The 21063-nt window shown below is 70.3% G+C and carries 19 protein-coding genes, 1 tRNA gene and 1 pseudogene; 14 read left to right on the forward strand and 7 right to left on the reverse strand.

Annotated features, from left to right (window positions below; all coding sequences use genetic code 11):
• The 3 genes from MNZ29_RS06460 to MNZ29_RS06470 all read right to left on the reverse strand — a co-directional run.
• Window positions 1-1036: hypothetical protein (locus MNZ29_RS06460; protein WP_242353839.1), on the reverse strand; the 1036-nt coding region annotated here is incomplete at its 3' end.
• Window positions 1037-1249: 213 nt separating this feature from the next.
• Window positions 1250-1918, reverse strand: a complete 669-nt coding sequence (locus tag MNZ29_RS06465) for a DsbA family protein (protein WP_242334103.1) — start codon at window positions 1916-1918, stop codon at window positions 1250-1252.
• Between the two features lie 87 nt (window positions 1919-2005).
• Entirely contained in the window at window positions 2006-2995 is a 990-nt protein-coding gene (locus MNZ29_RS06470; protein WP_242334099.1) for a RimK family alpha-L-glutamate ligase, read from the reverse strand.
• Window positions 2996-3113: 118 nt separating this feature from the next.
• Between MNZ29_RS06470 and MNZ29_RS06475 the strand changes: the two genes are divergently transcribed.
• From MNZ29_RS06475 to MNZ29_RS06500, 6 genes are all read left to right on the forward strand, one after another.
• On the forward strand, window positions 3114-5957 hold the full coding sequence (locus MNZ29_RS06475) for an isoleucine--tRNA ligase (protein WP_242334096.1): 2844 nt from the start codon (window positions 3114-3116) through the stop codon (window positions 5955-5957).
• On the forward strand, window positions 5954-6589 hold the full coding sequence (lspA, locus tag MNZ29_RS06480) for a signal peptidase II (protein ID WP_242334093.1): 636 nt from the start codon (window positions 5954-5956) through the stop codon (window positions 6587-6589). The genes MNZ29_RS06475 and lspA overlap by 4 nt, the downstream gene beginning before the upstream one ends.
• A gap of 58 nt (window positions 6590-6647) precedes the next feature.
• The gene (lgt, locus tag MNZ29_RS06485) at window positions 6648-7730 is read left to right on the forward strand and encodes a prolipoprotein diacylglyceryl transferase (protein ID WP_242334090.1); all 1083 of its coding nucleotides are present in this window, start codon (window positions 6648-6650) and stop codon (window positions 7728-7730) included.
• 44 nt (window positions 7731-7774) lie between these two features.
• Complete coding sequence (locus MNZ29_RS06490; protein WP_242334087.1) at window positions 7775-8539, forward strand: MXAN_5187 C-terminal domain-containing protein; 765 nt, start codon at window positions 7775-7777, stop codon at window positions 8537-8539.
• 293 nt (window positions 8540-8832) lie between these two features.
• The gene (locus MNZ29_RS06495) at window positions 8833-9210 is read left to right on the forward strand and encodes a hypothetical protein (RefSeq protein WP_242334084.1); all 378 of its coding nucleotides are present in this window, start codon (window positions 8833-8835) and stop codon (window positions 9208-9210) included.
• 117 nt (window positions 9211-9327) lie between these two features.
• Window positions 9328-9400, forward strand: a tRNA-Phe gene (locus tag MNZ29_RS06500).
• A 292-nt stretch (window positions 9401-9692) separates the two neighbouring features.
• Here the strand turns inward: MNZ29_RS06500 and MNZ29_RS25120 are convergent.
• Window positions 9693-10142: pseudogene (locus tag MNZ29_RS25120) on the reverse strand (site-specific integrase); the annotation flags it as partial.
• Between MNZ29_RS25120 and MNZ29_RS06510 the strand changes: the two are divergent.
• Window positions 10029-10292 (forward strand): hypothetical protein, encoded by a 264-nt coding sequence (locus tag MNZ29_RS06510; protein WP_242353851.1) that lies wholly within the window; start codon window positions 10029-10031, stop codon window positions 10290-10292. The pseudogene MNZ29_RS25120 and the gene MNZ29_RS06510 overlap by 114 nt on opposite strands.
• A 610-nt stretch (window positions 10293-10902) precedes the next feature.
• Here MNZ29_RS06510 and MNZ29_RS06515 read toward each other — a convergent pair.
• Together MNZ29_RS06515 and MNZ29_RS06520 are read right to left on the reverse strand one after the other, a co-directional pair.
• Window positions 10903-12852 carry a bifunctional DNA primase/polymerase gene (locus tag MNZ29_RS06515; RefSeq protein WP_242353853.1) on the reverse strand — a complete coding sequence of 650 codons (1950 nt, stop codon included), beginning with the start codon at window positions 12850-12852 and terminating at the stop codon, window positions 10903-10905.
• 22 nt (window positions 12853-12874) lie between these two features.
• Window positions 12875-13066 carry an AlpA family transcriptional regulator gene (locus MNZ29_RS06520; protein WP_242353860.1) on the reverse strand — a complete coding sequence of 64 codons (192 nt, stop codon included), beginning with the start codon at window positions 13064-13066 and terminating at the stop codon, window positions 12875-12877.
• 119 nt (window positions 13067-13185) lie between these two features.
• Here MNZ29_RS06520 and MNZ29_RS06525 point away from each other — a divergent pair, with 119 nt between their 5' ends.
• From MNZ29_RS06525 to MNZ29_RS06545, 5 genes are all read left to right on the forward strand, one after another.
• Complete coding sequence (locus MNZ29_RS06525) at window positions 13186-13974, forward strand: hypothetical protein (RefSeq protein ID WP_242353862.1); 789 nt, start codon at window positions 13186-13188, stop codon at window positions 13972-13974.
• Between the two features lie 49 nt (window positions 13975-14023).
• The gene (locus tag MNZ29_RS06530) at window positions 14024-14587 is read left to right on the forward strand and encodes a hypothetical protein (RefSeq protein WP_242353871.1); all 564 of its coding nucleotides are present in this window, start codon (window positions 14024-14026) and stop codon (window positions 14585-14587) included.
• Between the two features lie 11 nt (window positions 14588-14598).
• Window positions 14599-15501: a hypothetical protein gene (locus MNZ29_RS06535; protein ID WP_242353873.1), complete on the forward strand. Its 903-nt coding sequence runs from the start codon at window positions 14599-14601 to the stop codon at window positions 15499-15501.
• 527 nt (window positions 15502-16028) lie between these two features.
• The gene (locus MNZ29_RS06540) at window positions 16029-16673 is read left to right on the forward strand and encodes a hypothetical protein (protein ID WP_242353905.1); all 645 of its coding nucleotides are present in this window, start codon (window positions 16029-16031) and stop codon (window positions 16671-16673) included.
• Between the two features lie 151 nt (window positions 16674-16824).
• Window positions 16825-17874 carry a phospholipase D family protein gene (locus MNZ29_RS06545; RefSeq protein WP_242353907.1) on the forward strand — a complete coding sequence of 350 codons (1050 nt, stop codon included), beginning with the start codon at window positions 16825-16827 and terminating at the stop codon, window positions 17872-17874.
• Here the strand turns inward: MNZ29_RS06545 and MNZ29_RS06550 are convergent, their stop codons facing one another.
• A complete protein-coding gene (locus MNZ29_RS06550; RefSeq protein WP_277957227.1) occupies window positions 17875-19278 on the reverse strand; it encodes a DNA adenine methylase in 1404 nt (467 codons plus the stop codon).
• 308 nt (window positions 19279-19586) lie between these two features.
• Here MNZ29_RS06550 and MNZ29_RS06555 point away from each other — a divergent pair, with 308 nt between their 5' ends.
• Both MNZ29_RS06555 and MNZ29_RS06560 read left to right on the forward strand, forming a co-directional pair.
• Window positions 19587-19796: a hypothetical protein gene (locus MNZ29_RS06555; protein WP_242353922.1), complete on the forward strand. Its 210-nt coding sequence runs from the start codon at window positions 19587-19589 to the stop codon at window positions 19794-19796.
• A gap of 14 nt (window positions 19797-19810) precedes the next feature.
• Window positions 19811-21058 (forward strand): site-specific DNA-methyltransferase, encoded by a 1248-nt coding sequence (locus MNZ29_RS06560; RefSeq protein WP_242353924.1) that lies wholly within the window; start codon window positions 19811-19813, stop codon window positions 21056-21058.
• The last annotated feature ends 5 nt before the right edge of the window (window positions 21059-21063 follow it).

The following is a 21063-nucleotide window of genomic DNA, read 5'->3' on the forward strand; positions in this document are numbered from 1 at the left end:
CACTGTTGCCGGGCGAGGACGGCGCCTGCGCGGGAGAGGCGGCGCGGCCGGGCGTCGAGCCGTGGTCGCGATCGTCGTCGCCGCGGCCCGGCCGGCCCGCCGGCGGGGTCGGAGCCGGAGCCGGCGCCTGCGGGTAGGCCGGCGCGGCGTGGCCGGGCGGGAGGTTGCCGTGGCCGGGGGCGTCGTCGGAGCGGCCGGGTCGGTCCTGCGTCGGATAGGGCGCGGGAGCCGGCGGCTGCGGGTAGGGAGCCGGTGCCGGGGAGGCATGCCCGGGCGGCGTCCCGCCGTGGCCGGGCGGGAGGTTGCCGTGACCGGGGGCGTCCTCGGAGTGGCCGGGGCGGTCCGGCTGCGGGTACGGCGGATAGCTCGGCGCCGGGGCGGGGGCCGGCGCGGGCAGCGGCGCGGGGCGCGGGGCCGGGTACGAAGGCGCGGGATAGGGGGCGGGACGCGGCGCCGGGTAGCCGGGCTGCGGCGCGGGAGCCGGGCGCCGGTCGTCGTAGCCGGGATAGGCCGGGCGGCGATCGTCGTAGGCCGGACGCGGCGCCGGACGCCGGGCGGGCGCGACCACCGGCCAGTAGCTCGGCGGCGGCGGGCGGTTCGGGCGCCACGCGCCGCGGAACACGAAGCCGCGACCGCGGTTCCACGCGAAGTCCGGCCCGCTCGGCGGGTAGTACTCGTGGTTGTGCGGCCCGCGCATGTAGCACCAGCCGCGACCGGGCACCGGGTGCCCGCCGTAGTACGAGAACACGTACGGGCCGCGGTAGGAGTAGGCGCCGTCGTAGACGTCGTACTCGTCGAGGCGGTCGGGGGCGTAGTCGTGCCGGTGCGGTCCCTCCTCGTAGCACCAGCCGCCGCCGAACGCGTCGGGCACGAAGTGCTGGCCCTCGTACCAGACCACCGCGACGCGGGGCGGCGCGGGCGCGGGCATGGGCGCAGGAGGGGGCGGAGGTGAGTAGACCGGCCGGCTCGCCGCGGTGTCGACGACGCACCCGGTGGCGAGGGCGGCGAAGGTGGCGGCGAGGAGGAGGCGCTTCATCGGGGAACTCCTTCGCGAGGGCTCGCTCGATCGACGCGCGGCGGGCGTCGGCATTCACCGGGGCGCCTCGCGCACCCCGCGGCGAGCGTAGTCGCAACGCGCGTGCCGGGCGAGCCCGCGACCGGAAAAGCGTGCGGGAGCGCGGCGCGCCGCGGCTGCGGGGGATGTGGGCGTGCCCGCCGCGCACGGGCGCGGGCACACTCGGCGGAACGCTCAGTGAATGACGCGCGCCAGCGGGAGGCCGTGGCGCACCCGCGCGTACCGCTCCAGGATCTCGCGGTACTCGTCGGCGGAGCGCGGTCCGGCGACGAGCCACTCCTCGCCCACGACGAGGGCGGGCGCGACCTCGACGCCGCGGTCCACCGCCTCCTCGTAGCGAGCGCGCACGCGCCGCTCGGTCGAGGGGGTCGCGAGCGCGCAGGCGAAGCGCGAGACGTCGAGGCCGGCGCACCCGGCGAGCTCGTAGAGGACGTCCCGGCGCGACACGTTCACCCCGCGGAAGAGGGCCGCCTGGCGGAGCGCGGTGCGGAGCGCCTCCTCGCTCCCGGCGCCCTGGAGCCGCGCGGCGGCGAGCGCGGCGAGGGGCGGGATGGACGAGAGCGGCGGATCCTGCGAGAGCCACAGGTCGGGCGTGATGCCCTGCGCCTCGGGCTCCTTCGCGGCGCGCCGCGCGGCGCGGGCGAGCCGTTCACGCTCGGTCCGCGACATCGCGCGCGGCTCGAGGCGCAGCGGGAACGGCTCGTGGCGGAGCGGCTCGTAGGTGCGCTCGAGGTCGGCGAGCGCGGCGGCGATGCGCTTCTCGGCGACGAGGCACCAGGGAGAGAGCGGATCCTCGTACAGGACGAGCGGGATGGGCTCGACGGGCGGGGTTCGAGGTGGCACGGTTGCGCGGATTCTAGATGCCGCGATCCGTTTGTTGAAGGGGCGTCCGCGGGCTGGCCTGCTCGCCTGGCCGCTCCCCACCTCCACTCACACGAGGTGGCCGCCCACGTAGCCGGAGTGGCGGGCGTGGCCGTACTCGACGGCGTGCGACACGTAGGCCGTGGCGATGTCCACGCCGGTGGCGGCCTCCAGCCCCTCGAAGCCGGGCGAGGAGTTGACCTCCATGATCTTCGGGCCGGTGCGCGCCTCCAGCATGTCGACGCCGGCGACCTCGAGCCCCATCACGCGCGCGGCCTTCACCGCCACCTCGGCGAACTCGCGCTCGAGCGCGACCGCCTCGGCCACGCCGCCGCGGTGGATGTTGGAGCGGAACTCGCCCGCGCGCGCGGTGCGCCGCATGGCGGCCACCACGTGATCGCCCACGACGAGCGCCCGCACGTCCTTGCCGCGCGACTCGGCCACGAGCTCCTGCAGGAGGATCTCCTGGCCGAGCGTCCAGAGCGTGTCGAGCATGCCCTCCACCTCGGCGGAGGTGTGGGCGATCATGACGCCCACGCCCTGCGTCCCCTGGATGAGCTTGATGATGCAGGGCAGGCCGCCCACCATCTCCACCGCCTGGGGGACCTCGTCGCGGTAGCGGCACATCACCGTGCGCGGGATGTCGATGCCGAAGCGCGAGAGGAGCTGCAGCGCGCGGAGCTTGTCGCGCGAGCGGGCGATGGGGATGGCGTTGTTGAGGACCGGCACGCCCATCATGTCGAACTGGTTCACCACCGAGAGGCCGTAGCCGGTGATGGAGGCGCCGATGCGCGGGATGACCACGTGGAGGTCGGTCGCGAGGACCTCCTCGCCGCCGTAGAAGATCCGCGGACGGTCGCGGCCGAGCACCATGTTGCAGCGGAGGGTGTCGAGCACGCGCGGCGCGTGGCCGAGCGCGGTCGCGGCCTCCACGAGCCTCCGCGTCGAGTAGAGCTTCGCGTTGCGCGAGAGGATCGCGACGCCGAGCCCCTCGCCTGGAGCAGTCGCGCGACGGCGGCGCGCGCGGGGTCGCGTTCCGTTCCTGCGGGGGGGCGGCATGAGGCGGGGAAGGTTAGCGGCGCGTCGTCCGGCCCGCAATGGAGCGCCCGCGCGCAGCGGTTCGTTGAGAAACTCCCGCCGCGCTGCTAGAACCCCTGGTTTCCCAGAGGAAAATGCCGTGGACTACAAGGACACCGTCAACCTCCCGAAGACCGCGTTCCCGATGAAGGCGAACCTGCCGCAGCGGGAGCCCGAGATCCTGCGCGGCTGGGAGGAGCAGACGATCTTCCAGCGCCTCGTCGCCTCGAACGCGGAGCGGCCGGGCGCGAAGCGCTTCGTGCTCCACGATGGGCCGCCCTACGCGAACGGCGACATCCACATCGGCCACGCGCTCAACAAGATCCTGAAGGACGTGGTGGTGAAGTACCGCAACCTCAAGGGCGAGGTGGCGGACTACGTGCCGGGCTGGGACTGCCACGGGCTCCCCATCGAGCTCAAGGTGGACAAGGAGCTCGGGCCGAAGAAGCGCGACATGGACCGCGCCCAGATCATCGAGGCGTGCCGCGCCTACGCCCAGAAGTGGATCGAGCGGCAGCGCGAGTCGTTCAAGCGGCTCGGCGTCTTCGGCCGCTGGGACGACCCGTACACCACCATGTCGAAGGGGTACGAGGCGGAGATCGTCCGGACGCTGGCGCGCGCCGCGGAGAAGGGGTTCCTCTTCCGCGGCAAGAAGCCGGTCTACTGGTGCGTCACCGATCGCACCGCGCTCGCCGAGGCGGAGGTCGAGTACGAGGACCACACCTCGCCCTCGATCTACGTGGCCTTCGACCTCGTCTCCCCGCTCCCCGACGCGAAGCTCGCCGGGAAGAAGGCGCGCCTCGTCATCTGGACCACCACCCCCTGGACGCTCCCCGCCAACCTGGCGGTCGCGGCGCACCCCGAGTTCACCTACGTCGCCTACGAGCTGCGCGGGCAGGTGCTCGTCGTCGCGAAGGACCTCCTCACCCGCTTCCTCGCCGACTGCGCGCCGGAAGAGCTCGCGGTGAAGGACGTGCCCGTCGCGCACTCCCCCGACGCGCACGCCGCCGCGACCGGCGGGGGCGGGCTCGTGCCGAGCGCGCACCTCGTCCACCCCGAGCGGATCCTCGCCTACCTCGACGGCAAGGCGCTCGAGGGGCTCACCTACCGCCACCCGTTCATGGGCCGCGAGTCGCCGGTGATCCTCGGCGAGCACGTGACCCTCGAGGCCGGCACCGGGCTCGTGCACACCGCGCCCGGCCACGGCGCCGAGGACTACCAGGTCGGCCTCGCCTACGGGCTCGAAGTCCTGAACCCGGTGGACGGCGCCGGCCGCTTCACGGCGGAGGCCGGCAAGTACGCGGGCAAGAAGATCTTCGAGGCGAACGCGGAGATCGTGGCGGACCTGCAGGCCTCGGGGCACCTCCTCTCCGACCCCAAGGCCTCCCTCCGCCACAGCTACCCGCACTGCTGGCGCTGCCACAACCCGGTGGTCTTCCGCGCCACCGACCAGTGGTTCCTCTCCCTCGAGCACGACGGGCTGCGCAAGAAGGCGCTCGACGCTATCGACCGCGTGCAGTGGATCCCGCGCTGGGGGCGCGAGCGCATCTACGGGATGATCGAGAACCGCCCGGACTGGTGCCTGTCCCGGCAGCGCACCTGGGGCGTGCCGATCCCGGTCTTCTACTGCGAGGGCTGCGCCGAGCCGCTCGTCTCGCCGCCGGTGATGGAGCGGGTCGCGCAGGCGTTCGAGGCGGAGGGCATCGAGGCCTGGTACCGCCACGCCCCGGCCGACTTCACGCAGGGCGAGGCCTGCCCGAAGTGCGGCAAGGCCGAGTTCCGCCGCGAGCAGGACATCCTCGACGTGTGGTGGGACTCGGGCGTCTCCTGGGCGGCGGTGGCCGCGAAGCGCGGCTTCGGCGTGCCGGTGGACCTCTACCTCGAGGGCTCCGACCAGCACCGCGGCTGGTTCCACTCCTCGCTCCTCACCTCGGTCGCCATCCGCGGCCAGGCCCCCTACCGCGGGGTGCTCACCCACGGCTTCGTGCTCGACGGCCAGGGCAAGGCCATGTCGAAGAGCCTCGGGAACACCGTCGCGCCCGAGGAGATCATCAAGAGGTACGGCGCGGACATCCTGCGCCTGTGGGTGTCGGCCGCCGACTACCGCGACGACGTGCGCATCTCCGCCGAGATCGTGGCCGGCCTCGCCGAGGGCTACACCAAGATCCGCAACACGGTGCGCTACATGCTCGGCGCGCTCGACGGCTTCGACCCGGCCCGCGACGCGGTGCCGCTCGAGGAGCTCGAGCCGCTCGACCGCTGGGCGCTCGCGAAGCTCGCCGCCTGGGACGAGAAGGTGAAGGCGGCGTACGAGGAGTACGAGTTCCACCTCGCCTACCACGCGACGATGCAGCTCTGCGCGGTGGACCTGTCCGCCCTCTACTTCGACATCATCAAGGACCGGCTCTACACCTGGAAGAAGGACGGCAAGCCCCGGCGCTCGGCGCAGACCGCGCTCTGGCTCGTCTGCCAGGACGTGCTGCGGCTCCTCGCGCCGGTGCTGTCGTTCACCGCGAGCGAGGCGTGGGGGCACCTGCCGGGCAAGCCCGCCGAGAGCGTGTTCCTCGCCGGGCTCCCCACCCGCGCGCGCCCCGCGGACGCGGAGGCGCTGGAGGCCCGCTACGGGAAGCTCTTCGAGGTCCGCGCCTCCGTGCAGAAGAAGCTCGAGGAGGCGCGGCGGGCGGGGCTCATCGGGAAGAGCCTGGAGGCCGCCGTGACGATCCGCGCCGAGGGCGAGACGCGCGCCCTCCTCGAGGAGGCGAAGGCCGAGCTGCCGACGCTGCTCATCGTCTCGCGGGTGACCCTCGCCGACGGCCCCGCGGCCGTCGAGGTCGAGCGCGCGCCGGGCGAGAAGTGCGAGCGGTGCTGGATCTACGCCGACGATCGCGGCATCGACCCGGCCCACCCCACCCTCTGCGGCAAGTGCGCGGGCGCCCTGCGATGAGCGCGAGCCGGCCGTTCTCCAAGTGGGCGCTCCTCGCCCTCCTCTTCGTCTCGCTCGTCGCGGTGGACCAGTGGACGAAGTACCTGGCCGTCGAGCGGCTCACCACCCTGTTCGACCGGACCGGCGCGCAGTCGCTCGGGGAGCGGGTGGCGGGGTTCCTCGAGCACGAGCACCTCGAGGAGATCTCGACCGAGCCGTACTACGTGTGGCGGCCGGTCTGGCGCATGAACTACGTGGAGAACCCGGGCGCCGCCTGGGGGCTCTTCCGCGGGCACTCGGAGCGCTTCCGCAACGGCTTCTTCACGCTCGTCTCGCTCGGCGCAGTGGCCTTCATCCTCTACTACTTCCGCAGGCTGCGTCCCGAGCAGCGCTACCTCCAGGTCGCGCTCGCGCTCGTGCTCTCCGGCGCGGTGGGGAACTTCCTCGACCGGCTCGCCCGCGGCTACGTGATCGACTTCGTCGAGTGGTACTGGTGGAACCGGCCGGACATCCGCTGGCCGACCTTCAACGTCGCCGACTCGCTCATCGTGGTGGGCGTGGCGATGCTGGTCCTCCACCCCGGCTCCGGCAAGGCGGCCCAGGCGAGCGGCGCCGCTTCCGAGGGCGACCGGCGCGCGTCCACGGGCGCCTAGCGCCGGCGGTGCGTCCGCGCGCGGGCCGCCGGCGCGGGCCCGCGCCGAAGGGATCCGAATGCACCCCATCCTCCTCCACCTCGTCGTCCCCGCGGGCCTCGGCAAGCTCGTGGCGCTGGCGGTGCTGGTCATCTCGGTCGTCGGACGCGCGGCGTCGCGGCTCCGCGCGGCGCGGCGCGCGGACGAGCCGCTCTCGGTCGGCCAGGCCTTCCGCGCGGACGGGCTCTCGAGCCTCGCGCTCGCCGCCGCGGTGCTCGCCCTCTGGCGCGCGGGGCTGCTCGACCGGGAGCTCCGGCTGCCCGTCCACGCCTACGGCCTCCTCATCGCCGCGGCGTTCGTCATCGGCATCTGGCTCGCGCAGCGCGAGGCGCGCCGGGTCGGCCAGGACGCCGAGCGGCTCGCCGACCTCGCGTTCTGGGTGCTCGTCGCCGCGCTCGCCGGGAGCCGCGTCTACTTCATCCTCGTGAACGCCGGCACGTACTTCGGCTCAGGCAGCGCCTTCGTCGCGACGCCCCTCGGGCGGATCCCGCGTGTCCTCGCGATCTGGGAGGGCGGCCTCGTCTTCTACGGCGGCTTCATCGGCGCGGCGCTCGCGGCCGCGATCTACATGCGCCGGCACCGGATGCCGTTCCTCGCCCACGCCGACACGCTCATCACCTCGGTCGCCTTCGGCCACTTCCTCGGCCGGCTCGGCTGCTTCTGCGCGGGGTGCTGCTGGGGCGGGCTCGCGGATCCGTCGCTGCCCTGGGCGGTGCGCTTCCCGCCGGAGTCGCTCGCCTACAAGACGTTCCTCGAGCGCCCGGAGCCGGCGCACTACCTCGCCGCCGGCTGGGCGACGACGCTCCCGCTCCACCCAACCCAGCTCTACGAGGCGTTCGGCGAGCTCGCCCTGTTCCTCCTCCTCGCCCTCGTCATCCGGCCCCGCAAGCGCTTTCACGGCCAGGTGCTCGCGAGCTGGCTCCTCGCCTACGCGGTGCTGCGCACGGTCGTCGAGCTCTTCCGCGGCGACGTGGAGCGCGGCGTCTACCTGGGCCTCGGCGCCGGCCAGTGGACGTCGTTCGTGATCCTCGCGGTGGGCGTCGCGGTGTGGGTGGGTGCGCGCAAGGAGCGCCCCGCGATCGCCGCGGCGGGCGCGCAGTAGCGGGAACGTTGATCGCCTCCGCGCGCGGCCGATAGACTCCGCGCGTGCCCGTCCCGCCGAAGCCGCCCGCACGTCCCGGTGCTCCGCTCGCGAAGGGCGCGCTGGGCGCCGAGGATCCGCTCTCGAGGTCGCGCCGCGGCAAGGACGAGCTCGCCGAGGCGGTGCAGGGGCTCGAGGAGGAGCTCGAGACCCTCAAGGCCCGCTACGAGCAGTACTTCCTCGGCATCGAGCGGCGCGAGCCGGTGCGCTGGCGCGAGGAGCTGAAGCGCAACGTGGCGCGGGTGAAGGGCGCGTTCACGCGGAACGCCGGGCTGCGCTTCCGCATCCAGGCGCTCCACGCGCGCTACCTGTCGTACGAGCGGCTCTGGATGCGCAGCGCGCGCGAGCGCGAGGAGGGGACCTACAAGCGCGATCTCTTCAAGGCGCGGCTGCACGCTCGCGCCAAGGCCGAGCGCGCGCAGGAGGCGAGCGGGAAGGCGGCCGCCGAAGGATCGGGCCCGGCGCCCGTCGAACCCGCCGCGGCCGCGAGCCCGCCCGCGGTGCCCGCCCGCACGCGGCAGCCGGCCCCGGCGCGGACCCCGGCGCCCGGCGGCGTCGGCGAGGCGCAGCTCCGGGCGCTCTACGAGGCCTACGTCGCCGCGAAGAAGCAGTGCAACGAGGACGTCTCGCGCCTCACCTACGAGGCGGTCGCGAGGAGCGTCGCGAAGCAGGTCCCGGAGCTCATGACGCGCTTCAAGGCGAGGTCCGTCGACTTCAAGGTCGAGGTGAAGGACGGGCGCGCCGTGTTGAAGGCGATCCCGAAGGTCTAGGCCGCGCGGCGGGCCGCGTCCCCAGCCGCTTCGTTCGTTTCACGCCAAACGAATGGTTCCCCCGGTCGCGCCCGTGCGCGCCCGGCGCGGGCCTCGTCGATTCCGGGGCGCGCTCCAACCGGGAGGGACCCGCCCGGCACGGCCCGTGCGGTTTTTCCGCCGCGGCGAAGCGGGCTTCCGCCCGTGGCTCACACCCGGGGCCGTCTCGCGCGGAGGATGTGGTCCGGCGCCGACATGGAGACGTTCCTGCGGACCGAGGCGCGACGCCCGGTGGCCCTTGGAGGGAGGTCCGCTTGAGAACGCTCGCGCTTCTCGCCGCCGTCGCCCTCGCGGGCGCCTGCGGGCCGTCGAGGGAGCTCGAGGTCCACCGCGCGCGGCTCGCCGCCGAGCGCCGGGAGCTCGAGGCGACCTTCGATCACCTCGAGGACCGGCTCGTGGTGAACCAGGCGCGGGTCCGCTTCTGGCGGGAGATGCGCGAGCGGCACGAGGGCGTGACGGCCATCGCCTGCGCCTCGCTCGAGCAGCACGCCGAGGACATCGCCCGGCGGATGGCGCCGCCGCCGCCCGCGCTGCGCCAGGCGCGCTCGTCGCTGCACAACTCGCGGGTCGCCGCGCGCGGCGGGCCGCTGGACGAGCCGTCGCCCGCCGCCCGAGCCGATCGCTCCGAGTAGGCGCGCGCCGCCGTCTCAGGCCCTCCGGCGGCGGCCGCGTTTTCGATTTGCCTTCCGGCCCCGGTCGATCGTAGAACGCTCCCCGCGGTGGGCCCCCCGGCCCGTCGCGGACCGTTCGCCTGGGTAGCTCAGTCGGTAGAGCAGGGGACTGAAAATCCCCGTGTCGGTGGTTCGATTCCGCCCCCAGGCACACACACCTCGTCCGGCACCTCGGGCCCACCAGATCGCAAGGTCTGGTGGGCCTTACTGATCTTGGGCGGGAACGCGCGGGTCGCGGTCGAGTCGGGTGAGTGTCTCTGGGTTCTCCGGGTCCTCTCGGACGGCGCCGGTTCTGCTACCGATGCGCTACCCGCTTCTTGGAGTTCCGGCAGGATGATCTCCGGGAACTTCTCGGCGGCGGCCTCGAACGTCTTGTCGCCGAGCTGGCCGTAGATGGTGTCGACCATCTTCGTGGTCGAGTGGCCCATCATCTTCGCGACGACGAAGCTCGTCTCGCCGGCCTGGAGCAGCCAGGAGGCGAACGTGCGCCGCAGGTCGTTCGGGCTCACCCTCGGGATGCCCGCGCGGCAGCAGGCGACGGCGAGGTCGCGCCGGACGTTAGGCCAGGGCTCGACGACGGGGCCGCGCTCGCGCTGGTGCTCGCGCAGGTAGTCGAGGAGCACCTTCGGCATCTTCACCTTGCGCCGGGCGAGCGTCGTCTTGGTGCCGGGGAGCAAGAGCCAGCCGTTGACGAGGTCGACGTTCAACTCCCAGCGCAGCCGCTCCACTTCCGAGAGCCGGCCTGAGGTGGTGATGGCAACGAGGACCCACGGGAGGCGGTGCGCGCCGAGCTCGCGCATGAGCGCGGCGGCCTCCTCGCGCGTCAGGTAGCGGTCGCGCGGCACGTAGCCGGCGGAGAACTTCGGGAAGAGGGCGCGCGGGTCGTCGCGCATGAGCTTGAGGTCGTGCGCCTGCTGGAGCGCGAGCCGCAAGACGACGAGCTCCTTGTACACCGTGTTCGAGTGCGCACCCTCGGCCTTGCGCGTCTCGATGTAGCCCTGCACGTCCTTCATCGAGACCCGGTTGACGTCGAGCCCGCCTAGCAGGCGCAGCGCGTGACCAGCCTTCGTCGCGTAGCAGTCGAGCGTCGCGGGTGAGACGTGGTTCAGGCCGCTCGTCAGGATGTAGTCGAGGGCGTGGGCGACGGTGTGGCCGGTCGAGGCGCGGTGCGGGGCTGGACGACCCGCAGCGTGGGCCGCGTAGGCGTCGCGCTCGACCTTGGCGAGGAACGTGCGGGCGAGTTCGCGGTCGTGGGTCTTCGTACAGACGGTGATTCGGTCCCCGGTGCCGGGATCGTAGAACCAGCCGTAGTACGCGCCGTCCTTCGTCTTCCGGTAGAGGCGGTCACCCCTGCGCTTCCTGGGCATGCGGGCTCCTTCGTCTTCATCTTTATGTAGTTGTCGAGGGCCTCCTGCGGGACGCGGAGCGCGCCGGCGCCGATGATGACGTGGACCATGTGCGCCTTCACCTCGCGATACGCGACGCTGCGGTGGACGCCGAGCGCGGCTGCGACCTGCGCCACGGTCAGGAGCGGCCTCACGCGAGCGCCCCGCCGCACGACGACGAGCCGAGCACCATCGGGTGCCGACCGTCGTCGTGCGGAGTGAGCGTGGAGGCCATCCCCTTATCCCGAGACGCGAGCGCCCGTTGCTGTCAGTGCGCGAAGGGCGGAGTGGAGGTCGGGGCGGCGCTGTTGGATGATGCCGCACCCTCAGGAGAGGGAGTCGTGTGGCAGGAATCGGGCCGCCAGTAGAGGTGGGGATCGCCCTTCTTGCCCTCGCCTTTGCGGCGCAGCTTGCCGTCCGCCACGAGCTGGTTCGCCGCCTTGCGTGCAGTGGACTCCTTGAACGTCGTGCCCGAGATCAGCGTCAGGATGGCGGCGGCGCCCGCCTCCTCGTCAGGTGCCCCTTCGAGCAGCACCTTCTCCACTGCGGCGGTGACGACGCTGGCCTCCTCTCGTCGCTCGTAGCCGTGGTCAGTCAGCTCCACGAACAGGACGTCGGGCGTGGCGGGGTAGCGCGACAGGCTGTTGATGACCCGGACCTTCGGCGAGGTCTGCCCCTCCGGCCGCGCGACCGACAAGATGACGTCGACCGCGCCGGTGAACGCGGTGGATCCCCGGCTGCTGTCTCCCACCCCGCCGCCAGACTTCTTCTCGTGGTGGACCACGACGACCGCGAAGCCGTCCTTTGCCGCGTCCTGGATCGGCTTCAAGCTCTCCAGCGCCGAGCCGGGGTCGTTCTCTGAGTCGCCTCGCAGCCCCACGAACTGGGCGAGGGTGTCGACCACGATGAGCTTCGCGCCGATCTCAGTCGCGACGCCCTTGGCCGCGAGCATCTGCTCCGCGAACGTGGCGTCGCGCGACGGGTCCCAGCGCAGGAACCGAACGTCGTCTCGTCCCATGAGGCCGCTGCGCCGCAGCAGCTCCACGAACGTGGTCCGCTCCTCAGTGAGGACCACCACCGGCGTCTTCTGGACTTGGAGCCCGAGGAAGTGCTGGCCGTCGATGACCTTCGCCACCATGTGCGCGACGAGCGTCGACTTCCCGCTCACCTTCGGCTTCCCGGTGATGAGGGTGATGCTCCGCTCGGCCACGAGTCCGCGCACTAGGAAGCTCACCGCCTCCGTCGAAACCTTCGGGTCGGCGGCCGACTCGAACTGCGCCCTCGTCTGCCGCACAACTTCCTCCCGTAGGGGTGCGGAATGCATCCGGCTGCGCGGGACCGCGCCGGGCGGGTACTTCATGACGCTCGCGACGATGTGCGCGACCTCGCTATCGGTGAGCGCCGGCTGACAGCGAGCGGCGTTCTCGGCGCGGAGTGCTGCTTCAATCCCGGAACGGCTCATGCCCTTGCCGCGCATCGCGCTCGCCAGCGCGAAGAGCGTCGCGTTCCGCTCGCCGGAGCTGATGACCGGCACGTCCACGCCGCCGGTGACGGGAGGCAGCACGACGACGCCGTTCGGCCTGCACGCCATCTCGATGAGCCACGAGGGCATCGACGCGAGCGCGACCTCGTCGAGCCGCCGCCCCGGCTCGAAGGCGTACTCCCCCTGGACATGGTTCGAGGGCGGAGCGATGAAGTACCCGCCGTCGCCACGCAGGTCGATGCCTGGGCGCATCGCCTGCCGGTTGGGGACGACCACGTCCCGGCCTGGGTGCCGGAAGTAGTAGTGCGCGCCACCGCCGCCGGTCCTGACGGTGGGAGTGACCGGCAGCGCGCCGTGCTGTGCTACGAGCGCAGCAAGCGAAGCCGGCCCGCCGCTCTTCACGTCAACGTCGACCACGACGATGCCCGACTCGCTGCCAGACCTCACGCCGACGTTCGCGTCGGGCTCCCCCTCGAAGTAGTAGCGAACCATGCTCGCGTCGGTGGTGGCGTCTTTGAACCCATTCGACGTCATCGGGTGCTTGCCGGCGCGGTTGCATTGCGCGTCGCCGCATGAGCACGAGCCGTCATCCGTGATGAAGTGTACCGGGAACACGGCGAGCTTTAGCGAGGCGTAAAAGAGCGCCCACGCGAGCGCGATGCTTGCGGTTGCCTGATGGACTAGATTGCTGGTGTTCATGGTGTAGTTCCCTGCGGCCGCCGGCTGAGCTGCCACGCCTCCGGCGGCCGCTGCTCGCCTAGCAAGCGTGGGCCTCCACCTGACGCGCCTTCACCCACCGCTCGATCTCATCGGCGTCGAACCGGATCGTGCGCGGACCGAACCGCAGGTGCGGGATCTCGCCGCGCCGGACCTTGCCGTAGAGCGAGCCGACGGGGAGTTGGAGGCGCCGCGCGACCTCCGCGTATGTGAGGAACTTCGATTCCGCCATGGTGTCTCCTTCGTGTGGCGGCCGTCATGGCCGTGCGCGCACACGATGGTCGTCACGCTCGCGGCGGTCTTCTGAACGGGTCGGCGTCGCGCGGTTCAGAAGCGATGCACGCTACGCCCTTGCGGACCTTCACGTGCTTCACCACCATCACGCCCATGTCGAACAAGGACGTCTCGCGGGCTCACCGGGCGGTCTTCATGATGTTGAACCTCGCGTTCGCCGAGGAGCGCGGCGCGAACGACAAGGCGAGCGCCTCCGTATTCTCGAAGGTGGTCGACCTGCTCGCGCGTCACGACGCGCGCCTGCGCGGCCGGCGGGAGAAGTCCCACGACGCATCGCTGCTCTTCGACGTGGTCGTCCCGGTGTACCGGCTCGTCGAGGCCGGCGACCTCAACGACGTGGACGCCGTTCGTCACGCGCTTGCCGAGCGCGGCGAGAAGCTCGGCTTCACTCTGGACGACGACACGCTGAACGACCTCGTCGTGCTGGGCGACGAGATCAAGGGGAAGGGCGGCGCCGTCGACGCAGCCGTCGCTGCGTTCGCAGCCAGGACCGGCACGACGAAGCGGGGCGTCTACAAACGGCTCTCGCCCGTGAGCTCGAAGATCATGCGGAAACGGGGCCTGTTCTCGGCGGCGCCACCGAGTCGCACGAAGTACGGGTTCTCCGACCTCATGAACCTGAGTTTGTTCGCGCTCGACGTGCTCCATGACGTCGGCGCCGTGCAGGGCAGCACAAGGGCCGCCGAGCGGCTTCGCGCAGGCCGCGCCGCGCTGATCAGGAGCGCGACCGAGCTCAGCGCGGGCTGTGCGCCTCCTCCCCCGCTGCCCCCTGCGCCCGCCGGGCGAGTCCGCCGACGCGGCGTTCGCCCGTCGTCTGCTCGCCGCTCGTCGCGCGGCGAGGAGTGACACGACCGTTCTCCTTCCCACCCAGTTCAGCGGGCGGGAGAATGGGTTCATGGCAACGACGCGCGTGGACCAGGCACAGCATCGCGAGCACGCACCGGCCGGGTGGCTCGCCTTCTTCCAGGCCCGGCCAGACCTCGGCGTTGTGGCGTTCGGCTACGGGACGCTCGTTGCGGTAAACAGGCTGCGGCGTCACGCGCGAGAGATGCACGGGCCCCATGCCGTCGCTGCACCATCGCAGGCCGAGCTCGATTACGCCGTGCGCGATCTCGTCGCCGAGGTGCGGGAACTCGGACACCTCACCTCCCAGCCACGCGAAGACATCGACATGTTTACCCGCGAGGCGGAGCGCCTGTTGCGCGCAGCCGTGGCTGAGCGGTGCTCGTGGGACTCGCTCGCCGCCGGCTGCCGCAGATTCACCACGTTGTTCGCCGCCGACTTCGCCGACGTGGTCGACGAGCTGTACGCGGCGGCGTCGGACCCGTTCGAAGACGGCGGCGATGCGACCGACGCTGCGCGCAACGTGTGCCAGGCCGCTTGGGCTGCGCTGGCAGAGGCGGGATACCCGACCGCTCCGGCGCAGGCTCCCGGTCGAGTCGCAACCGTGTGCTGCTGAGGGAGCCGTCGGTGTCCGTCGAGAGCACCACCGCGACCAAGCCGCGCACCGAATCGCAGCGCGCGGCATCGCGCATCAACGGCAGCCGCAGCAAGGGGCCGCGCTCGGCGGAGGGGCGGGTCCGGTCCTCGATGAACCGAACGGTCCACGCCCTCAACGCGACACGGCTGCTGCTCGCGACCGAGGACGTCGCCGAGTACCAGCGGCACGTTGGCGAATGGGTCGAGTCGCTCGTTCCCGTCACGCCTGCCGAGAGACAGATCGTTCTGCTCATCGCTGACCAGGCCTGGCGCTTGCGCCGCGTGAGCCGCATCGAGGAGCGCCGCGCGCTCGCTGTCCTCGACTCGCTTGTGGAGAACACGCCGGAGTGGGCGATGCGGTCGAAGGCACAGCAGCTCCTGACGGCACTCGACACGGTCGGTGAGCTCGTCACGACGTCGAAGCTCCCTGTCCCGACGATGGCGCTGGCCGCGTTCCTCGGTGGCTTGCGCGGCGTCATCGCGATGCTCGACGAAGTGCGCGAGCTCCTTCCCGTGGAGATGTGGCCCCAGGCGCACGCGGCGTTGTTCCTGTCGGCAGAGAAGGCGCTTGCGAAGGAGGCTGACACCGAGGAGCAGGTCACGGCCACGTTCACGGCCCTGGGCACGTCGGCGACCGTTCTCGCCACCGCTCTCCGCACTGTCGCCCCGGCCCTCGACGCCGCCGTGGAAAAGGCGCGCAGCGCCATCAGCACCGACACCCTGCTCGCCGACGACGGGGACAAGCAGTTCGAGCGCCACCGGCGCATCCTGGAGGCGAGCATGTCCAGACAGCTCGACCTCCTCGCGAAGGTGAAGGCGGCGGCGCAGGCGGCTGCCGCGTCGGGTTCGTCTGAACGCGCCGCTCCGGTCGAGCTGCGGGTCGTTCGGGCGTAACCGATCCATCTGCAGCGGGACGCCGTCACGACTCCGCCGCGCGGCCGTCGTCCGGCGGAGCCATTCCTCGCCCTCGCTTAGGGTTACCCGAATCGCGAATCGGCTCGGGTTCAGGGAGACAGTGTGGACAGTGCCGGGTCCTCGCACGAGGGGGTCTCGCCGGCCCGGCAAAAGTTCTTCTGGTGGTGGCGTTCCGGTGCTGCCACGGCAACAGGGCCGGTGGCGGGTGGGCCTCTTGAAAGGAGGGGCCACCCCCCCGGTCTCACGAAAGTTTCTGGGGTTCCGTGGGGAGCGGGCCGCGCTGTCACCCACCTCCTCCGTCGCCCGCAGCAAGAGCGACAGCGGCGGTGGGATAAGGATGTGGTCAGGCTTTCCAGGGAAGTCCGGCCGTCCTGGCTGTACGGCTCGCGAGATCGCCTCGCCCGTCGTCACCGTCAAGATCACCATCATCACGCCGGCCACCGGCGCGGATGTTCGCGCGCCGGGGAGCCTTGGGCCTCGTGGACCCCGCGCGCCCGGAGTCCAGGATGTTCGAGCAGGTCCAGCAGCAGTTCGCCGGGTTGATGGCGAGGCGCGCCTTCGAGCCCGTGCGGCGGCACCTCACCGGCAACGATGCCGACGACCGCCTCGCGGAGGGGATCGGCATGGTGTTCGAGATGGCGCTGCGGAAGGCGGAGCAGGGAGTCCGGCTAGACGACGCACTGCTCGTCCACGCCGTCCGGCTTCGAGCTGTCGAGATTCGCCGCCAGTTTGTGAAGGGCGGGCAGCCGCGCCGAGACGCTCTTCACCGCGCGAACTACACCGACGGGCGTACCGAGGTGTTCCACATCGACGGATTCGAGGACGAGGACGGCGCCTGGCCGCGTGAGGGTGACGTCGGGCTACAGGTCGCATGGGCGGCTGCCCTCACCGAGAATCCAACTGAGAAGCTCGACTCCGCCCTCGACCTGGGCGCCTGGCTCGCGACGCTCAGCCATGACGACCGTTCCATGCTTGCGGATCGGCTCGTCGGCATGTCGCTCCAGCAGGTCGCGGTCAGGCGGGACCTCTCCGTCACTACGGCGTTTCAACGACTGCGTCGCCTCGGCGAAGGGCTCGCCGCCCACTCTGGTATCGAGGTGTCGAAGCAGCGGCGTAAGCCGAGGGCGCGCTTCGTCGAGTCGCGCTGCTGACGTGCATGCACGACCGCGACGCTGAACGAGTGGCCTGAGGCCCTCGTTCTTAGCCCTGCCGCCGTGAGCGCGCGAGATCCCTGCGGCATCTGATCTGGCGAATGCCGAGTTCGTGTGGGATATGGGTCCCAAACATCCCGGTGAGGCCAGTGTGGACCTGTTCATCCTTCTTCAGGACCCCGGAGACGACGGCTCCCCGACCGTGTTGGAGGAGATCGCGGAGGCGACGGAGAACGCCACGATGGGCGGTGGCATCTTCGCCTTCGCATCGCCGGCCGGGGTTCAGATGCTCTTCGGAAACGAGGCGTTCGCCGAGTTCGTGAAGCACGCCCCGTTCGATCTCGTCGTCGGCGTCGATTCCATTACCAACGAGAAGGCACTCGATCTCCTGAAGAAGCGCGCCGCCGACTACCCGAGCCTGAACGTCCGCGCGTTCTTCCACTCGCGGGCCATCACGTTCCACCCGAAGTTCTGCTGGTTCACGAACGCTAAACACGGTCGGGCCATCGTGGGCTCCGGCAACCTGACGCCGGGTGGCCTGTTCGGCAACTGGGAAGCGTTCACCATCGTGGATCTCGACGCGATGGGCGCGAAGACGGTCCAAACGCAATGGGCACAATGGACGGCGCTCCACGCGAAAGACCTGCGCGATCTCGATGACCCGGATGTTCGCAACCGCGCGAAGAAGAACAAGAGCCGGATCATCCGAGCGCCAGACGCCGAGGACTCGGCTATGGCGAATAAGGCGTCGACCGGGGCGGCCGATCAGGTCCTCGTTGCGGAGATCCCGGCCGCAGGCACGCGTTGGCAGCAGGCGAACTTCGACCTGAAGCACTTCACGGGCTTCTTCCATCTGAAGCCGGGGACGAAGCGCAGCGTCGTCCTGTACCACATCGATGCTGCCGGCAACGTGGAGCCAGCGGAACAACGGCAGAGCGTCAGCGTGAAGAGCAAGAACTACCGGATCGAGCTGGCAGCGGCCCCTAACGTCCCGTACCCGGCGGCGGCCCCGCCGATCTCGGTGTTCGTCCGTACCGGAAGAAGGCAGTTCCGCTACCAGGTCGTGATGCCAGGGGATCCCACGTACAAGTACGTCGACGCGATCCTGTCGAAGCGTTGGGCGGGTCCTCCGCGCTTCATGCGGCGCGTCACCCTGTCTGCGACGGATCTCAGGGCCGAGTGGCCCGGCACGCCCTTGTAGTCACGGGTGCTGACAGACGATCAGCACTTCGGAGTCGTAGAACACCTTCGTGTTCAGTTCTTGGTTGTTGAACTTGTTGTGGGCGTACTTGCCAACTGACCGTACTTGAACGTCGCGGAAGGTCTTCTGGGCTAACGCGACGATCTCCTCGACCGTCATCAGGCGGGGGCGAGCTTTCTCGTCGGCGCGGTACGGTGAGTACGACAAGACGAGGGGAGCCCCTAGCTCGGCCACACCACTGAAGAGCTCCTGAAACGCGCCCGGTGCCTGCGACTTGATGCAGAAGGGCGACTGGTGGCGCTCCTTCCGATAGAGGCCCCGGCTCAGCATCTCTTCTCGACCGAGGCGCATCGTCGACACCTCGGGGTTGTCCCGAAGGCACATCGTTTCAAGCACATGGTAGTAGCGGCTGTAGTGGTCGCGCGTGTAAGGCGGATCCGCGTAGATCGCGCCCACGTCCCGCGAGCACTTGTTCAAGAACTCGCGGTAGTCGAGGCGCGCGACCTGGTGTCGACGAGAGCCGACAGGAAGCGACTCGTAACGTTCCGCCCACAAGGCGAACGCATCGAACGCGCTTCGAGATCGATCTCGGGCGACCTGCCGTGCAAGGTGACGCTTCGGGCGCCCTCGTGAATCCCTCGGCCGAATGGGCTGAGCGAACTGCTTCCCGACAGTGTTTACGACCTCGCTCGCGGTGCTGAGCGCGATGGCGAGGTAGTAGTCTCGGACGTGTCCTGAGAAACCGTGGACGACGTCGAGCAGCGCATCGAGTTCCGCAGCCTGAGCAAACGAGAAGTAGGATCCGCCGAAGTAGCGGGTGATAAGCGAGCCAACATCGCTGTCGAGTCCTGCGGTTGCGAGTCGGCGCGCAGATTCGGACAGCGCAGACTTCAAGTGCTTGGACAGCTCGGAATGTTGGCTGGTGATGAACGCGAACAGCGACGCCCTCTCGATGAATTCGCAGAGCGGTTCTAGATCTCCGGAATCCGCTGCCGTGGCGCACGCGCGTTCGTACCGAACAAGCGGCTCGACGGAGTGCTGGAGTGCTTCGTAGCGACGGGAGCCCTTCGCACGCTCGACGACGTCCGCGCGCCGCTCGGCGACTGGACGAAGCATCGCCGAACAAACAACGCGCGAATACTCCTGGATGTCTACGGCGATCACTTCGCGCTCGCGCGAGAGTGCCAGAGAGATCGTACCCGAACCAGCGAACAGGTCGACGACAGGCCCGGAGCGCGTCGCGACCTCGTTGATGGCGTCGAGAATCACTCCGGATAGGCGGAGCTTGCTCCCGAGGTAGTGGATCGGCCGAAACGAGTACGCGATTGGCGGGCACTGCTCCGGAGGTGCGTCGCCTTCCAGAAGCGGTAGCTGGGCGGTTGGTGCGGATCCATGACGCCTCAAGGTGTGCCCAAGCCTTTCGTCCTACGCTGTCGATGACCGCACGCTAGAGGCGCGACGCCAGCATACAGCAGCGCCCCGACGCGGCTCACCCGCCTTCGCGGCCGTCCGCCAGTCGGCCAGCGGTCGAAGAACGGCCGGGCGGCGTCGACGAGAGCACGGCAGCGCACGTGAGTCGGTTCGGCATGGGCCCTGCACCGGCCGCCTCCGCTACGGGCGGCGGACAGTTCGGTGGGCGCCGGCGCACCCGCCCGGCCGGTGGCGAGTGTCCGTCCCGCATGCGATAACTAGCTTCTAGCAAGGATCTACTTATGGCCAGGCCTCGTAACTCCGTCGAGACGCAGCCTGTGACGATCAGAACGACTCCATGGGTCGTCGAGGCGCTCGACGTCCTGGCGACGACGGGTCGGTTCGGAAAGAACGCGGCAGAGGTCGCCGAGGAACTCCTGCGCGCGAAGCTGCGCGACGTGGAGCGTGAGGGTTGGATGGAGAAGGCCCCGCGTCGCCGGCGGCGGTCTTGAGAAGAGGAGCGGACGTGAAGCCCTACTCGACAGCTCGCGAGCTAAGCGCCACTCCGGATGAACTTCGGCTCGTCCGCGAGTTCTCGTTCGGCGAGGACTGCGGCGGAAACCGCATCATCCACGGAGAGAACGCGAGAGTTCTTGCGCACCTGGGTGCATCGCTGAAGGGCGCGGTGCGGTGCATCTACATCGACCCGCCGTACAACAACCAGGAGCGGTACTTCCACTACTCGGATGCGTTGTCACACGACGACTGGATGGGCGGGATCGTCGAACGGTTGGAGCTGATGGCGCCGCTGCTCACGGAGGACGGCAGCATCTGGATCTCCATTGATGACCGCGAAGTTCACTACCTGAAGGTTGCGGCAGACCGAATCTTCGGACGCGAGAACTTCGTCAGCACCGTCATCTGGCAACAGCGAACGACGCGCGAGAACCGGAAGGTGTTCTCCAACAACCATGAGTACCTGCTGGTGTATGCGCGAGACGTGAAACGCTTCAGGCTGTCGCGCAACCGGCTCCCCGCGACGCCAGAGGTGCTCGGCCGCTACAAGAACCCCGATGGCGATCCGCGCGGGTCGTGGCAGTCCGTCTCAGCGAACGTGCAGGGAGGACATGGGACGGACTCGCAGTTCTACGTCCTGGTGGCGCCGAACGGTCGCCGCCACGCCCCGCCCAAGGGACGGTGCTGGGTGTACACGAAGGACCGGATGGACAGGGAGATCCGAGCTAACAACGTCTGGTTCGGCCGCGACGGCAACGGAGCGCCGCGACTGAAGCGGTTCCTCGCCGAGTCGCCCGGTCTCACCCCCGAGACGCTTTGGTTCGCTACGGACGTGGGAACGAACGACTCCGCGAAGAAGCATCTGCTCAGCCTGTTCGCGGACGCCCCGGTGTTCGATACGCCAAAACCGGAGGAGCTCATCGCGAGAGTGCTCCACATCGCCACGCGGCCCGGCGACATGGTGCTCGACGCCTACCTCGGTTCGGGTACAACCGCCGCAGTCGCCCATAAGATGGGCAGACGGTACATCGGCATCGAAGAAGGCGGCCATGCCGTCACGCACTGCGCGACGCGGCTGCGAGCAGTCGTTGAGGGCGAAGGCGGCGGGGTTTCGGCGGCCGTCGGGTGGAGCGGCGGCGGCGGATTCGAGTTCTACCGAGTGGGTGACACGCCGCCACTTGTCGCGATAGGAGCTCCCGCGCCGAGGTCAACGGTGACTCGCCGACGTGGACGTCGCCCCCGCCGCTCACGGAGCTGAATCGG

The organism is Anaeromyxobacter sp. SG64 (assembly GCF_022690745.1).
Lineage (GTDB): Bacteria > Myxococcota > Myxococcia > Myxococcales > Anaeromyxobacteraceae > Anaeromyxobacter > Anaeromyxobacter soli.